Origin of the sequence: Bacteroides sp. 90-K9/2, assembly GCF_047310725.1 — a bacterium.
Lineage (GTDB): Bacteria > Bacteroidota > Bacteroidia > Bacteroidales > Bacteroidaceae > Bacteroides > Bacteroides vicugnae.
Genome location: NZ_JBCGVL010000001.1, coordinates 2,048,407 through 2,062,157, shown reverse-complemented (window position 1 = coordinate 2,062,157; position 13,751 = coordinate 2,048,407). Strand labels below are relative to the sequence as shown.

The 13,751-nt window shown below is 42.2% G+C and carries 14 protein-coding genes; 11 read left to right on the top strand and 3 right to left on the bottom strand.

The annotated features are described in order from the left end of the window. Positions 1 to 283 precede the first annotated feature (283 nt). The 5 genes from AAHJ11_RS07730 (at position 284) to der (ending at position 4,484) form a co-directional block, all read left to right on the top strand. On the top strand, positions 284 to 862 hold the full coding sequence (locus tag AAHJ11_RS07730; protein WP_074559974.1) for a YceD family protein: 579 nt from the start codon (positions 284 to 286) through the stop codon (positions 860 to 862). Positions 863 to 874: 12 nt separating this feature from the next. Next, entirely contained in the window at positions 875 to 1,060 is a 186-nt protein-coding gene (gene rpmF, locus AAHJ11_RS07725) for a 50S ribosomal protein L32 (protein ID WP_074559973.1), read from the top strand. Positions 1,061 to 1,146: 86 nt separating this feature from the next. Continuing rightward, positions 1,147 to 2,154, top strand: coding sequence for a beta-ketoacyl-ACP synthase III (locus AAHJ11_RS07720; protein WP_074559971.1), 1,008 nt, complete (start codon positions 1,147 to 1,149; stop codon positions 2,152 to 2,154). An 86-nt stretch (positions 2,155 to 2,240) separates the two neighbouring features. Continuing rightward, positions 2,241 to 3,122: a GTPase Era gene (gene era, locus AAHJ11_RS07715; RefSeq protein ID WP_004297147.1), complete on the top strand. Its 882-nt coding sequence runs from the start codon at positions 2,241 to 2,243 to the stop codon at positions 3,120 to 3,122. A gap of 48 nt (positions 3,123 to 3,170) precedes the next feature. After that, positions 3,171 to 4,484 carry a ribosome biogenesis GTPase Der gene (der, locus tag AAHJ11_RS07710; RefSeq protein WP_004297149.1) on the top strand — a complete coding sequence of 438 codons (1,314 nt, stop codon included), beginning with the start codon at positions 3,171 to 3,173 and terminating at the stop codon, positions 4,482 to 4,484. A gap of 144 nt (positions 4,485 to 4,628) precedes the next feature. Here the strand turns inward: der and lptB are convergent, their stop codons facing one another. Then, entirely contained in the window at positions 4,629 to 5,390 is a 762-nt protein-coding gene (lptB, locus tag AAHJ11_RS07705; protein ID WP_004297152.1) for an LPS export ABC transporter ATP-binding protein, read from the bottom strand. Positions 5,391 to 5,465: 75 nt separating this feature from the next. On the opposite strand from lptB, the gene AAHJ11_RS07700 reads away from it, so the two are divergent. Both AAHJ11_RS07700 and AAHJ11_RS07695 read left to right on the top strand, forming a co-directional pair. Next, positions 5,466 to 6,209, top strand: a complete 744-nt coding sequence (locus AAHJ11_RS07700) for an MlaE family ABC transporter permease (RefSeq protein WP_004297154.1) — start codon at positions 5,466 to 5,468, stop codon at positions 6,207 to 6,209. Then, positions 6,206 to 6,976 carry an ABC transporter ATP-binding protein gene (locus AAHJ11_RS07695; RefSeq protein WP_148366592.1) on the top strand — a complete coding sequence of 257 codons (771 nt, stop codon included), beginning with the start codon at positions 6,206 to 6,208 and terminating at the stop codon, positions 6,974 to 6,976. Before AAHJ11_RS07700 ends, AAHJ11_RS07695 begins: the two co-directional genes overlap by 4 nt. Positions 6,977 to 7,041: 65 nt before the next feature. Here the strand turns inward: AAHJ11_RS07695 and AAHJ11_RS07690 are convergent, their stop codons facing one another. Together AAHJ11_RS07690 and AAHJ11_RS07685 are read right to left on the bottom strand one after the other, a co-directional pair. Further along, the gene (locus AAHJ11_RS07690; protein ID WP_004297160.1) at positions 7,042 to 7,287 is read right to left on the bottom strand and encodes an RNA recognition motif domain-containing protein; all 246 of its coding nucleotides are present in this window, start codon (positions 7,285 to 7,287) and stop codon (positions 7,042 to 7,044) included. 84 nt (positions 7,288 to 7,371) lie between these two features. Then, on the bottom strand, positions 7,372 to 7,614 hold the full coding sequence (locus AAHJ11_RS07685; RefSeq protein WP_195648655.1) for a hypothetical protein: 243 nt from the start codon (positions 7,612 to 7,614) through the stop codon (positions 7,372 to 7,374). Between the two features lie 360 nt (positions 7,615 to 7,974). Here AAHJ11_RS07685 and tig point away from each other — a divergent pair, with 360 nt between their 5' ends. From tig to recQ, 4 genes are all read left to right on the top strand, one after another. Further along, the gene (gene tig / locus AAHJ11_RS07680) at positions 7,975 to 9,330 is read left to right on the top strand and encodes a trigger factor (protein ID WP_148366591.1); all 1,356 of its coding nucleotides are present in this window, start codon (positions 7,975 to 7,977) and stop codon (positions 9,328 to 9,330) included. Positions 9,331 to 9,473: 143 nt separating this feature from the next. Beyond that, the gene (gene clpP / locus AAHJ11_RS07675; protein ID WP_004297164.1) at positions 9,474 to 10,136 is read left to right on the top strand and encodes an ATP-dependent Clp endopeptidase proteolytic subunit ClpP; all 663 of its coding nucleotides are present in this window, start codon (positions 9,474 to 9,476) and stop codon (positions 10,134 to 10,136) included. Between the two features lie 2 nt (positions 10,137 to 10,138). Further along, on the top strand, positions 10,139 to 11,383 hold the full coding sequence (gene clpX / locus AAHJ11_RS07670) for an ATP-dependent Clp protease ATP-binding subunit ClpX (protein ID WP_148366589.1): 1,245 nt from the start codon (positions 10,139 to 10,141) through the stop codon (positions 11,381 to 11,383). Between the two features lie 168 nt (positions 11,384 to 11,551). After that, entirely contained in the window at positions 11,552 to 13,732 is a 2,181-nt protein-coding gene (gene recQ, locus AAHJ11_RS07665; protein WP_148366588.1) for a DNA helicase RecQ, read from the top strand. Positions 13,733 to 13,751: the final 19 nt, after the last annotated feature.

The following is a 13,751-nucleotide window of genomic DNA, read 5'->3' as shown; positions in this document are numbered from 1 at the left end:
CATTCCGAACAGAGAAGTTAAGCCTCGTCACGCCGATGGTACTGCGTAACAGTGGGAGAGTAGGTAGCCGCCGTTTTTAAGAAGCCTCGCTTGTCTATTGGACGGGCGAGGCTTTCTGTTTTTTTATTACTTTGGTATTTATATCGCCGTTTTTAACAGATACAAACCTCATAATACCTATTAAAAAAGTGAATATTTACTGATAATTTGTATGTTATGAGGATATTTATTTGTATCTTTGTCGCCCGAATTGTAAGCTAACGATTTAAAAAAGAGAGAAGCTTTGGGAAAGTTTGATAAATACAAAATTGACTTGAAAGGAATGCAAACAGACTCTGCTAAGTATGAGTTTGTATTGGATAACCTTTACTTCGCTCACATTGATGGTCCTGAAGTTCAGAAAGGAAAGGTGAATGTTACATTGACCGTGAAAAGAACCTCTCGTGCTTTCGAGCTGAGTTTTCAGACTGAGGGAATGGTATGGGTACCATGTGACCGTTGTCTGGATGATATGGAGCTGCCTATCAGTTCTTCTGATAAACTGATGGTAAAGTTTGGACATGAATATGCAGAAGAAGGTGACAACCTGATTGTGATTCCCGAGGAAGAAGGGGAAATCAACGTTGCATGGTTCATGTATGAGTTTATTGCACTCTCTATACCCATGAAGCATGTACATGCTCCCGGTAAGTGTAATAAAGCGGTAACCAGTAAATTGAACAAGCATTTGAAAACGAATGCGAATGAGGATAGCGATGATACTTTCGACACAGGTGGAGATGACATCGTAATTGAGGAAGAAGTGGAGGAACAAATTGATCCTCGTTGGAATGAATTAAAAAAAATATTAGATAATAATTAAAGTTTTAAGAAAATGGCACATCCTAAGAGAAGACAATCAAGTACGAGACAAGCGAAGAGAAGAACTCATGATAAGGCAGTAGCTCCTACATTGGCTATTTGTCCGAATTGCGGCGAATGGCACGTTTACCACACTGTATGTGGTGCTTGCGGCTATTACAGAGGTAAGCTCGCTATTGTGAAAGAAGCAGCTGTATAATTAGTACAGTTATACTGAAACAGCCTGGGGGTGAAACTCTCCGGCTGCTTTAAGTATTATAGTATTGCTAATTAAAAATAGGTTTGATGGAAAAAATAAATGCAGTAATCACAGGAGTCGGCGGGTACGTACCCGATTATATCTTGACTAACGATGAGATATCAAAAATGGTGGATACCAACGACGAATGGATTATGACTCGTATCGGAGTAAAGGAAAGACATATTCTGAATGAGGAAGGATTAGGTAGTTCATATATGGCGCGCAAAGCCGCCAAACAGTTGATGAAGAAGACTGGCGCTAATCCTGATGACATTGATTTAGTTGTTGTTGCTACTACTACTCCTGACTATCACTTCCCTTCTACAGCTTCTATTCTTTGTGATAAACTCGGACTGAAGAATGCTTTTGCCTTCGATTTGCAGGCTGCTTGTAGCGGATTCCTGTATTTGATGGAGACAGCTGCTAATTTCATCCGTTCGGGAAGATATAAGAAAATTATCATTGTCGGTGCCGATAAGATGTCGTCAATGGTTAACTATACAGATCGTGCTACATGCCCTATCTTCGGTGACGGTGCTGCTGCCTTTATGGTGGAACCGACTACGGAAGATTACGGGATCATGGATTCGATACTGAGAACAGATGGTAAGGGATTGCCTTTCCTCCACATGAAAGCTGGTGGTTCGGTTTGTCCTCCGTCTTATTTCACAGTAGACAATAAGATGCACTATTTGCACCAGGAAGGAAGAACAGTATTTAAATATGCTGTATCCAACATGTCGGATGTCTCTGCTGCAATCGCAGAAAAGAATGGCCTGACGAAAGATAGTATTGACTGGATTGTTCCGCATCAGGCGAATGTCCGTATCATCGAGGCTGTGGCACACCGTATGGAGGTGCCAATGGATAAAGTGTTGGTAAATATTGAGCATTACGGTAACACGAGTGCCGCTACACTTCCTCTGTGTATCTGGGATTATGAAGATAAACTCAAGAAAGGCGATAACATCATTTTCACTGCATTCGGTGCCGGATTTACTTGGGGCGCAGTATATGTGAAATGGGGTTATGATGGAAAGAAGGAATCGTAACGTAAGTTACTGAACTATAACACTCAAAAACGCATCCTATTTCGATTCGATGCGTTTTTTTGTCTCAACCAATAAAATAAAGAGAAATGCATAAAGCAGGTTTTGTAAACATCGTAGGAAATCCGAATGTCGGAAAATCGACATTGATGAATGTCTTGGTAGGCGAACGTATTTCGATCGCTACCTTCAAAGCGCAGACTACTCGTCACCGGATTATGGGAATCTATAATACGGATGAAATGCAGATTGTTTTTTCTGATACTCCGGGTGTGTTGAAGCCCAATTATAAACTACAGGAGTCTATGTTGAATTTTTCTACTTCGGCATTGACGGATGCGGATATCTTGCTTTATGTAACGGACGTGGTGGAGACGCCGGATAAGAATAATGAGTTTATGGAAAAGGTGCGTCAGATGACGGTGCCTGTTCTCTTGCTCATCAATAAGATAGATCTTACAGATCAGGAAAAACTGGTAAAGCTGGTGGAAGAGTGGAAAGAGTTGCTTCCCCAAGCCGAAATTATTCCGATTTCTGCTACATCAAAGTTCAATGTAGACTATGTAATGAAGCGGATCAAAGAACTGCTGCCCGATTCTCCTCCTTATTTTGGAAAGGATCAGTGGACGGATAAGCCTGCCCGTTTCTTCGTGAATGAGATTATCCGGGAAAAGATTCTGCTCTACTACGATAAAGAGATCCCCTATTCGGTGGAGGTTGTCGTAGAAGAGTTTAAGGAAGAACCGAAGAAGATTCATATTCGGGCGGTGATTAACGTGGAACGTGATTCGCAGAAAGGAATCATTATCGGTAAACAGGGAAAGGCGTTGAAGAAGGTGGCTACCGAGGCTCGTCGTGAACTGGAACGTTTCTTTGGAAAGACTATTTTCCTCGAAACGTATGTGAAAGTGGATAAGGATTGGCGTAGTTCGGATAAGGAACTCCGCAATTTTGGTTATCAGTTAGATTAAGAGTATTCATGCGACTGTGATAGTCGTGAAAAAACAAGGTATTGAACTATGGGTAATTTAGTTGCAATTGTAGGACGCCCGAATGTGGGCAAGTCTACCTTATTTAACCGTCTGACGAAGACTCGTCAGGCTATTGTGAATGAAGAAGCGGGTACAACCCGCGACAGACAATATGGCAAGTCTGAGTGGCTGGGCCGTGAATTCTCTGTGGTGGACACCGGTGGATGGGTGGTCAACTCGGATGATGTCTTTGAAGAGGAAATCCGTAAGCAGGTATTATTGGCCGTGGAAGAAGCGGATGTCATTCTGTTTGTAGTGGATGTGATGAATGGAGTGACTGACTTGGATATGCAGGTAGCTGCTATTCTGCGTCGTGCTAATAGTCCGGTGATTATGGTTGCTAATAAAACGGATAATCACGATTTACAATATAACGCTCCCGAATTCTATAAACTGGGATTGGGCGATCCGTATTGCGTCTCTGCCATGACAGGAAGTGGTACGGGTGATTTGATGGACTTGATTGTCAGCAATTTCAAGAAAGAATCATCTGAAATTCTGGATGATGATATTCCTCGTTTTGCTGTGGTAGGACGTCCGAACGCCGGAAAGTCTTCCATTGTAAATGCATTTATTGGGGAAGAACGTAATATCGTAACAGAGATTGCCGGAACTACCCGCGACTCTATCTATACTCGTTACAATAAATTCGGATTTGATTTTTACCTGGTGGATACAGCGGGTATCCGTAAGAAAAACAAGGTAAATGAAGATTTGGAATATTATTCAGTCGTTCGTTCGATTCGTTCTATCGAAGGTTCGGATGTTTGTATTTTGATGTTGGATGCTACAAGAGGTGTTGAGGGGCAGGACTTGAATATCTTCTCTCTGATTCAGAAGAATCAGAAAGGACTGGTAGTTGTTATCAATAAGTGGGATTTGGTGGAAGATAAATCTGTGAAAGTACAGAAAGCGTTTGAGGAAGCTGTTCGCTCGCGTTTTGCTCCGTTTGTCGATTTCCCGATCATCTTTGCTTCTGCACTGACTAAACAACGTATTCTGAAAGTGCTTGAAGAAGCACGTAGTGTGTATGAAAACCGGACGACAAAGATCCCGACCGCACGTTTGAATGAAGAAATGCTTCCGTTGATCGAGGCTTATCCGCCTCCTTCCAATAAAGGTAAGTATATCAAAATTAAATATATCACACAGTTGCCGAACACACAAGTGCCTTCATTTGTATATTTCGCCAACTTGCCGCAGTATGTGAAAGAGCCATACAAACGTTTCCTCGAAAATAAGATGCGTGAGAAATGGAATCTGACAGGTACGCCGGTTAATATTTATATTCGACAGAAATAAAATTCACCACAGAGGACACGGAGGACACAGAGAAATAATAAATCAAAGACACGGACTGTCTCAACTATATAAATTATAGATTGGGGCAATCCGTGTCTTCTTATAAAATAAAACTCTGTGTCCTCCGTGTCCTCTGTGGTGAACCTATTTTTCCAACTGGAAATCTTTTCGGCGTAACACGAAACTGTTACTCAAGTATTTTTCACGCACAATCTGATTTTCCGATAGTTCTTCCGGTGTCCCCTGGAAAAGGATCTTTCCTTCGAACAGCAGATAGGCGCGGTCTGTGATACTAAGCGTCTCCTGTACGTTGTGGTCGGTAATCAGGATTCCGATATTCTTGTCTTTCAGTTTCCATACAATTTGCTGGATATCTTCTACGGCAATCGGGTCGACACCGGCAAAAGGTTCGTCAAGCATGATGAATTTGGGGTCGATGGCAAGACAACGGGCAATCTCTGTACGGCGGCGCTCACCTCCCGACAACTGGTTACCTTTATTTTTGCGTACCTTTTGCAGGCGGAACTCTGCAATCAGGCTTTCGAGTTTCTCTTTTTGATATTCTTTGGGCTTGTTGGTCATTTCCAGTACAGAGGCGATATTATCTTCCACGCTCATCTGGCGGAAAACGGAAGCTTCCTGTGCAAGGTAGCCGATTCCCGTTTGTGCGCGTTTGTAAACCGGATATTTGGTAATTTCCAGGTCATCGAGGAAAATACGTCCTTCATTAGGAGTAATCAGCCCTACAGTCATATAGAATGAAGTCGTCTTACCGGCACCGTTCGGTCCCAGCAAACCTACAATCTCACCTTGCTTCACATTGATGGAAACGTGGCTTACAACGGTTCGTTTACCGTACTTTTTAACCAAGTCTTCCGTGCGGAGCACCATCTTGCTTTCTTCCATATTCTAGTTATTTTGCGGCAAATGTAGTAAAAATAAGCTGAAATAATGTACATTTGCAGACAAATAGTGTGAGTTATGATAAAAGCATTGAGAACCGTCGGGAGATATTTTATGCTGATGGGACGGACTTTTTCCCGCCCCGAGCGTATGCGTATGTTCTTCCGGCAATACCTTAACGAGTTGGAGCAGCTAGGTGTGAACTCCATCGGTATTGTGCTGTTGATTTCGTTTTTCATCGGCGCAGTGATTACCATTCAGATTAAGTTGAATATCGAAAGTCCATGGATGCCCCGCTGGACAGTGGGATATGTGACACGTGAAATTATGTTGCTGGAATTTTCTTCCTCCATCATGTGCTTGATTCTTGCCGGAAAAGTCGGGTCGAATATCGCTTCCGAATTAGGAACGATGCGGGTGACACAACAGATTGATGCGCTCGAAATTATGGGTATCAATTCGGCGAACTACCTGATTTTGCCTAAGATTACGGCGATGGTGACTGTTATCCCTATTCTAGTGACGTTTAGTATCTTTGCCGGAATCATCGGTGCCTTTTGCACATGTTGGTTTGCCGGGGTTATGAATGCTGTCGATCTCGAATATGGTTTGCAGTATATGTTTAACGAATGGTTTATCTGGGCGGGTATCATCAAATCCCTCTTTTTTGCGTTTATCATTGCAAGTGTGTCCGCTTTCTTCGGATACACGGTAGAGGGAGGTTCGATTGCTGTAGGAAAGGCTTCTACGGATGCCGTAGTATCCAGCAGTGTATTGATTCTGTTTTCAGACTTGATATTAACTAAACTTTTGATGGGATGATTGAGATTAAAGGACTTTATAAATCATTTGATGACAAGACAGTATTGAGTGATATCAATGCTGACTTTGAAAATGGAAAGACAAACTTGATTATCGGTCAGAGTGGTTCCGGTAAGACGGTGTTGATGAAATGTATTGTAGGATTGCTGACTCCGGAGAAAGGAGAAGTCTTGTATGACGGACGTAACCTTGTCCTGATGGGGAAGAAGGAGAAGAAGATGCTTCGCAAGGAAATGGGAATGATTTTCCAGAGTGCGGCTCTTTTTGACTCTATGACCGTATTTGATAATGTGATGTTTCCACTGAATATGTTTAGCAACGATATCTTGCGTGACCGGGTCAAACGGGCGATGTTCTGTCTGGATCGTGTGAATCTGGGGGAAGCGAAAGATAAGTTTCCGGGAGAAATCAGTGGTGGTATGCAGAAGCGTGTCGCTATTGCGCGTGCGATAGCCTTGAATCCGCAATATCTGTTTTGTGATGAGCCGAACTCGGGGCTGGACCCGAAAACGTCATTGGTGATTGATGATCTGATCCACGATATTACGCAGGAATATAACATGACGACCATTATCAATACGCATGATATGAACTCTGTATTGGGGATTGGTGAGAAGGTGATTTATATTTATGAGGGACATAAAGAGTGGGAAGGTACGAAAGATGACATCTTTACTTCTACCAATGAACGACTGAATAACTTTATCTTTGCTTCCGACTTGCTCCGTAAGGTGAAGGACGTGGAAGTGCAAGGAATGGAAGGGTAATAAAAAAACTTCTGTCATCAGGTGACAGAAGTTTCTTTTTTTCTTAGCTATGTTAGCGTCGGCAATTAAGCTCTAGGTCTAGCTTCTTTAACTACCATTGTACGACCCATGTATTCAGCTCCGTTCAATTCAGCAATAGCTTTTGCAGCTGCAGCGTCGTCTTCCATTTCGATGAAAGCGAATCCTTTGGATTTACCGGTTTCACGGTCCATAACAACTTTAACTGATGATACTGCTCCGTAATCTTCCATCACTTGTTGCAGATCTCCTTCCTTAACACGGTAGTTAAGGTTTCCAACATAAATGTTCATAATGAAAATGATAAAAAAATAAATAAATGAATAAAACTCTCTGGATAGATGGTTACTAATAAAAAGATTAAAACGACAGAGAGTTTACAAATGCGTTCTGGTAACGGAAGTAAAAACCTTGTAATCAAATCGAGAAACTAATGGTCCATCAATCCGCAACAAAGAAAAGAATAATTTTTGGATTAACCATCTTTTTGGAAAGTTAATTTGCGGATTATCAGAAAAAAAGTTCTTTCCTTTTCTCTTGAAAGAAAAGAAAGAACCAAAGAAAAGTTGGAGAAAGCCCTTACGCTCGGTATCCTCAAGCGAGCTTGCGGCTACACTCATTAAATCGGGCTTTTCAAGGCTGACTTTTTTCTCCTACTCGCTTCCTACACTACGCTAAAGGGCAGAAACTCGCTACGCTCAAACAATCTGCCCTTCTTAACGCTCCGTTACGGGCACTCGCTTGACGGAGAAAAAAGTAGGCCGGGGGAACCTGGCGGGGTGGGTGTTGATGGGGAATTTTCATTGTTTAGGTGTGGGTATGAGCAGAATATCAGTGAAATATCAATAAAAGATGTGTGAAAGATGGGTGGCGTTGCTGAAATAAATCTGCAATGTCTTTTGAAATTTGAAAGATTAGCACTAATTTTGCACCCTCTTTGAGTATAGAACAAAGTATAAATCAAATAAATAATTGTCAGAATGAACGTTTCATTACAAAACATTGACAAAGTAAGCGCAGAGCTTACTGTAAAGCTTGAGAAAGCCGATTATCAGGAGAAAGTAGATAAAGAGTTGAAGTCGCTCCGTCAGAAGGCACAGATTCCGGGATTCCGTAAAGGTATGGTTCCGACAAGTCTTATTAAAAAGATGTATGGTAAGTCGGTAATTGCAGAGGTTGTGAATAAGGCACTGCAAGAAGCTGTTTACAATTATATTAAAGAAAATAAGGTGAATATGTTGGGCGAGCCGTTGCCTAACGAAGAAAAGCAACAGAATATTGATTTCGATACAATGGAAGAATTCGATTTCGTATTCGACATCGCTTTGGCACCTGAATTTAAAGCAGAAGTAAGTGCTAAAGATAAAGTGGATTATTATACTATCGAAGTTTCTGACGAAATGATCGACAACCAGGTGAAGATGTATACTCAACGCACTGGCAAGTATGATAAGGTAGACTCTTACGAAGATAATGATATGCTGAAAGGTCTGCTGGCACAGTTGGATGAAGAAGGTAACACAAAAGAAGGTGGTATTCAGGTAGAAGCTGCTGTGTTGATGCCTGCTTACATGAAGAACGACGATCAGAAAGCTATTTTTGCTAATGCAAAAGTAAATGATGTATTGGTGTTCAATCCGAATGTGGCTTATGACGGACATGCTGCCGAACTGGGTTCTTTGTTGAAGATTGACAAGGAAATCGCAAAAGACGTGAAATCTGATTTCAGCTTCCAGGTAGAAGAAATCACTCGTTTTGTTCCGGGTGAATTGACTCAGGAAGTATTCGACCAGGCATTCGGCGAAGGTGTTGTGAAGACTGAAGAAGAATTCCGCGCTAAGATTAAAGAAGAAATCGCAGCTAGATTTGTGGCTGACAGCGATTATAAATTCCTGATCGACATTCGTAAGGTGATGATGGAAAAAGTAGGTAAGCTGGAATTCTCTGATACCCTGCTGAAACGTATCATGTTGCTGAACAACGAAGAAAAGGGAGAAGAATATGTTGCTGAAAACTATGATAAGAGCATCGAAGAACTGACTTGGCACCTGATTAAGGAGCAGTTGGTTGAAGCAAACGATATCAAAGTAGAACAGGAAGATGTTCTGAAGATGGCTAGAGAAACAACGAAGGCACAGTTTGCTCAATACGGTATGTTGTCTATTCCTGACGATGTGCTTGACAACTATGCACAGGAAATGTTGAAGAAGAAAGAAACTATCAATAATTTGGTAAGTCGTGTGGTAGAAGTGAAGCTTGCTGCTGCTCTGAAAGCGCAGGTTACTTTGGAAAACAAGAACGTTTCGATCGAAGAATTCAATAAAATGTTTGAGTAATCATTCGGTTGAATAAAATATAAAGTCACAGAAACACAGAGTTTTTATAAAATTATAACTCTGTGTTTTTTTGTGTCTCTGTATTCTTTTTCGTTTCTTTGTACTTACGTTTATTTTTAATTTATAAGAAAGGAACAATTAACATGGATGATTTTAGAAAATACGCAACCAAGCATTTAGGAATGAATGGCATGGTATTGGATGATGTGATTAAGTCGCAGGCCGGGTATTTGAATCCCTATATTCTGGAAGAAAGACAGTTGAACGTAACTCAACTCGACGTTTTCTCCCGTTTGATGATGGACCGCATCATTTTCCTCGGTACACAAGTTGATGACTATACAGCTAATACGCTTCAGGCACAGTTGTTGTATCTGGATTCTGTGGATCCGGGTAAGGATATCTCTATCTATATCAACTCTCCGGGCGGAAGTGTATATGCCGGACTGGGCATTTATGATACGATGCAGTTTATTTCAAGTGATGTTGCTACCATCTGTACAGGTATGGCAGCTTCAATGGCGGCTGTATTGCTGGTTGCCGGTGCTGAAGGCAAACGTTCTGCATTGCCTCACTCACGTGTGATGATTCATCAGCCGATGGGTGGTGCGCAAGGACAAGCGTCAGACATTGAAATCACAGCGCGTGAGATTCAGAAATTGAAGAAAGAACTTTATACGATCATCGCTGATCATTCGCATACTGATTTCGATAAAGTATGGGCGGACTCTGACCGCGACTACTGGATGACAGCTCAGGAAGCGAAAGAGTACGGTATGATTGATGAGGTATTGATTAAGAAATAAAAATGGCTGATTCAAAAACAAAGAAAAGATGTAGCTTCTGTGGACGGTCGGAGAATGAAGTCGGATTCCTGATTACGGGAATGAATGGCTATATTTGCGACAGCTGTGCTACCCAGGCTTATGAGATTACTCAGGAGGCATTGGGAGAAGGCAAGAAAAGCACAGGAGCTACCAAACTCAACTTAAAAGAACTACCCAAGCCGGTAGAAATCAAGAAATTCCTCGACCAGTATGTGATCGGACAGGATGATGCGAAACGCTTCCTTTCCGTATCGGTCTATAACCATTATAAACGCCTGTTGCAAAAAGACAGCGGTGATGATGTGGAGATTGAAAAGTCGAACATTATTATGGTGGGCAGTACCGGAACCGGAAAAACATTGCTAGCACGCACGATTGCCAAGTTACTGCACGTGCCGTTTACCATTGTAGATGCTACGGTGCTGACGGAGGCCGGTTATGTGGGCGAAGATATCGAAAGTATTTTAACCCGTTTGCTTCAGGTAGCAGATTATAATGTACCTGAAGCAGAACAGGGTATCGTGTTTATCGACGAGATCGACAAAATTGCCCGTAAAGGAGATAACCCTTCGATCACTCGCGACGTGAGCGGTGAGGGTGTACAGCAGGGATTATTGAAATTGCTCGAAGGTTCTGTAGTGAATGTACCTCCCCAGGGAGGCCGTAAGCATCCGGACCAGAAGATGATTCCGGTAAATACCAAGAATATTCTCTTTATCTGTGGCGGTGCGTTCGACGGTATCGAGAAGAAGATCGCCCAACGGTTGAACACCCATGTCGTAGGTTATACGGCATCGCAGAAAACAGCGACGGTGGACAAGAATAACATGATGCAGTACATCGCTCCGCAGGATTTGAAGTCATTCGGACTGATTCCCGAAATTATCGGACGTCTTCCGGTACTGACCTATTTGAATCCGCTGGATCGGGATGCGCTTCGTGCGATCCTTACCGAACCGAAAAACTCTATCATCAAACAATACATCAAACTGTTTGAAATGGATGGTATCAAGCTGACATTTGAAGATGATGTCTTCGAATATATCGTTGACAAGGCGGTAGAATATAAGCTGGGTGCCCGCGGATTGCGCTCTATTGTGGAAACAATCATGATGGATGTCATGTTTGAAATCCCTTCAGAGAACAAAAAAGAGTATAAGGTGACGCTGGATTATGCAAAGATGCAACTGGAAAAAGCGAATATGGCACGACTACAAACTGCTTAAAATCAAAGAGTAAGGCTACAGAAAATGATCGTAACTGTATTTTCTTGAAAATATTAGTCGCATTTTGCTTGGTAATTACGAAGTTGTTTATAACTTTGTTTGGCTCTCTTGAAGAAGAGAACATACTTAAAGTTAAACCATGAACTGAATAAAACAACCTAAGTTAAGATGGCAAGGAAGATTAATTTAACAGATGAACTGAAAAAGTATTTCGGATTTAATAAGTTCAAGGGAAACCAGGAAGCGATCATTAATAACTTGCTCGATGGTAAAGATACCTTTGTACTGATGCCTACCGGTGGCGGGAAATCTTTATGCTATCAGCTACCTTCGCTCTTGATGGAAGGTACAGCAATCGTAATTTCTCCGCTTATTGCGTTGATGAAGAATCAAGTGGATGCAATGCGCAATTTCAGTGAAGAAGATGGCGTCGCCCATTTTATCAATTCTTCATTAAACAAAGGTGCGATAGACCAAGTGAGGTCGGACATCCTTGCCGGAAAGACAAAATTGCTATATGTAGCGCCGGAGTCGCTGACGAAAGAAGAAAACGTAGAGTTTTTGCGTTCGGTAAAGATTTCGTTTTATGCAGTGGATGAAGCTCATTGTATTTCGGAATGGGGTCATGACTTTCGACCGGAATACCGGCGGATTCGCCCTATTATCAATGAAATAGGAAAAGCTCCGTTGATTGCGCTTACCGCAACAGCGACACCGAAGGTGCAGCATGATATCCAGAAAAATCTGGGAATGGTAGATGCTCAAGTCTTCAAATCTTCGTTCAACCGTCCGAACCTTTATTATGAGGTACGTGCGAAGACCGCTAATATTGACAGGGATATTATCAAGTTTATCAAAAACAATCCGGAGAAATCAGGCATTATCTATTGCCTTAGCCGGAAAAAAGTGGAGGAACTTGCCGAAATCCTGCAAGCAAACGGTATCAATGCACGTCCTTATCATGCTGGTATGGATTCGTTGACCAGGACTAAGAATCAGGATGATTTCCTGATGGAAAAAGTGGACGTTATTGTAGCAACTATCGCTTTCGGTATGGGAATTGACAAGCCGGATGTGAGGTTTGTGATTCACTACGATATTCCAAAGAGTCTGGAAGGGTATTACCAGGAGACCGGGCGCGCCGGTAGAGATGGCGGTGAAGGTCAGTGCATAACCTTTTATACAAACAAAGACTTGCAGAAACTGGAAAAGTTCATGCAAGGAAAACCTGTGGCAGAGCAGGAAATTGGCAAGCAGCTTCTGTTGGAAACCGCTGCTTATGCCGAATCTTCCGTATGCCGACGCAAGACGTTGCTACATTATTTCGGTGAAGAATATACGGAAGAAAATTGTGGAAATTGTGACAACTGTTTAAACCCTAAAAAACAAGTGGAGGCTCAAGAGTTATTGTGTGCCGTGATTGAAGCGATTATCGCGGTGAAAGAAAATTTTAAGGCAGATTATATTATAGACATACTACAAGGTAAAGAAACTTCCGAAGTACAGGCGCATTTGCATGAAGACCTCGAAGTCTTCGGCTCCGGTATGGGTGAAGAGGATAAGACATGGAACGCAGTGATTCGTCAGGCGCTGATTGCAGGTTACTTGAGCAAAGATGTGGAGCATTACGGACTCCTGAAAGTGACGGAGGAAGGGCATAAGTTCCTGAAGAAGCCGAAGTCATTCAAGATTACCGAGGACAACGACTTCGAAGAGACGGAAGAAGAAGTGCCGGCACGTGGCGGTGGTTCCTGTGCGGTGGACCCGGCTCTTTATTCTATGTTGAAGGACTTGCGGAAGAAACTCTCGAAGAAACTGGAAGTACCGCCTTATGTGATCTTCCAGGATCCGTCTTTGGAAGCGATGGCTACCATTTATCCGGTGACATTAGACGAGTTGCAGAATATACCTGGCGTAGGTGCCGGAAAAGCAAAACGTTACGGTGAAGAGTTCTGTAAATTAATCAAACGCCACTGTGAAGAGAACGAGATAGAACGCCCTGAAGACCTGCGGGTACGTACGGTTGCCAATAAATCTAAGATGAAGGTAGCTATTATTCAGGCTATCGACCGTAAAGTGGCGTTAGATGATATCGCTCTTTCCAAAGGGATTGAATTTGGTGAACTGTTGGACGAGGTAGAAGCCATCGTTTATTCGGGAACCAAGCTGAACATAGATTACTTCCTGGAAGAAATCATGGACGAAGATCATATGCTCGATATCTACGATTATTTCAAAGAATCTACCACTGATAAGATTGATGATGCGCTTGATGAATTAGGCGATGACTTTACGGAAGAGGAAGTTCGCTTGGTACGTATTAAGTTTATCTCTGAAATGGCTAATTAAAAAAGCGAAAAAAATAGGC

Bases quoted from the DNA above. Each gene is read 5' to 3' on its own strand.
- rpmF (WP_074559973.1), top strand. From the start codon at position 875: ATGGCACATCCTAAGAGAAGACAATCAAGTACGAGACAAGCGAAGAGA.
- AAHJ11_RS07720 (WP_074559971.1), top strand. From the start codon at position 1,147: ATGGAAAAAATAAATGCAGTAATCACAGGAGTCGGCGGGTACGTACCC.
- era (WP_004297147.1), top strand. From the start codon at position 2,241: ATGCATAAAGCAGGTTTTGTAAACATCGTAGGAAATCCGAATGTCGGA.
- der (WP_004297149.1), top strand. From the start codon at position 3,171: ATGGGTAATTTAGTTGCAATTGTAGGACGCCCGAATGTGGGCAAGTCT.
- lptB (WP_004297152.1), bottom strand. From the start codon at position 5,390: ATGGAAGAAAGCAAGATGGTGCTCCGCACGGAAGACTTGGTTAAAAAG.
- AAHJ11_RS07700 (WP_004297154.1), top strand. From the start codon at position 5,466: ATGATAAAAGCATTGAGAACCGTCGGGAGATATTTTATGCTGATGGGA.
- AAHJ11_RS07695 (WP_148366592.1), top strand. From the start codon at position 6,206: ATGATTGAGATTAAAGGACTTTATAAATCATTTGATGACAAGACAGTA.
- AAHJ11_RS07690 (WP_004297160.1), bottom strand. From the start codon at position 7,287: ATGAACATTTATGTTGGAAACCTTAACTACCGTGTTAAGGAAGGAGAT.
- AAHJ11_RS07685 (WP_195648655.1), bottom strand. From the start codon at position 7,614: ATGAGTGTAGCCGCAAGCTCGCTTGAGGATACCGAGCGTAAGGGCTTT.
- tig (WP_148366591.1), top strand. From the start codon at position 7,975: ATGAACGTTTCATTACAAAACATTGACAAAGTAAGCGCAGAGCTTACT.
- clpP (WP_004297164.1), top strand. From the start codon at position 9,474: ATGGATGATTTTAGAAAATACGCAACCAAGCATTTAGGAATGAATGGC.
- clpX (WP_148366589.1), top strand. From the start codon at position 10,139: ATGGCTGATTCAAAAACAAAGAAAAGATGTAGCTTCTGTGGACGGTCG.
- recQ (WP_148366588.1), top strand. From the start codon at position 11,552: ATGGCAAGGAAGATTAATTTAACAGATGAACTGAAAAAGTATTTCGGA.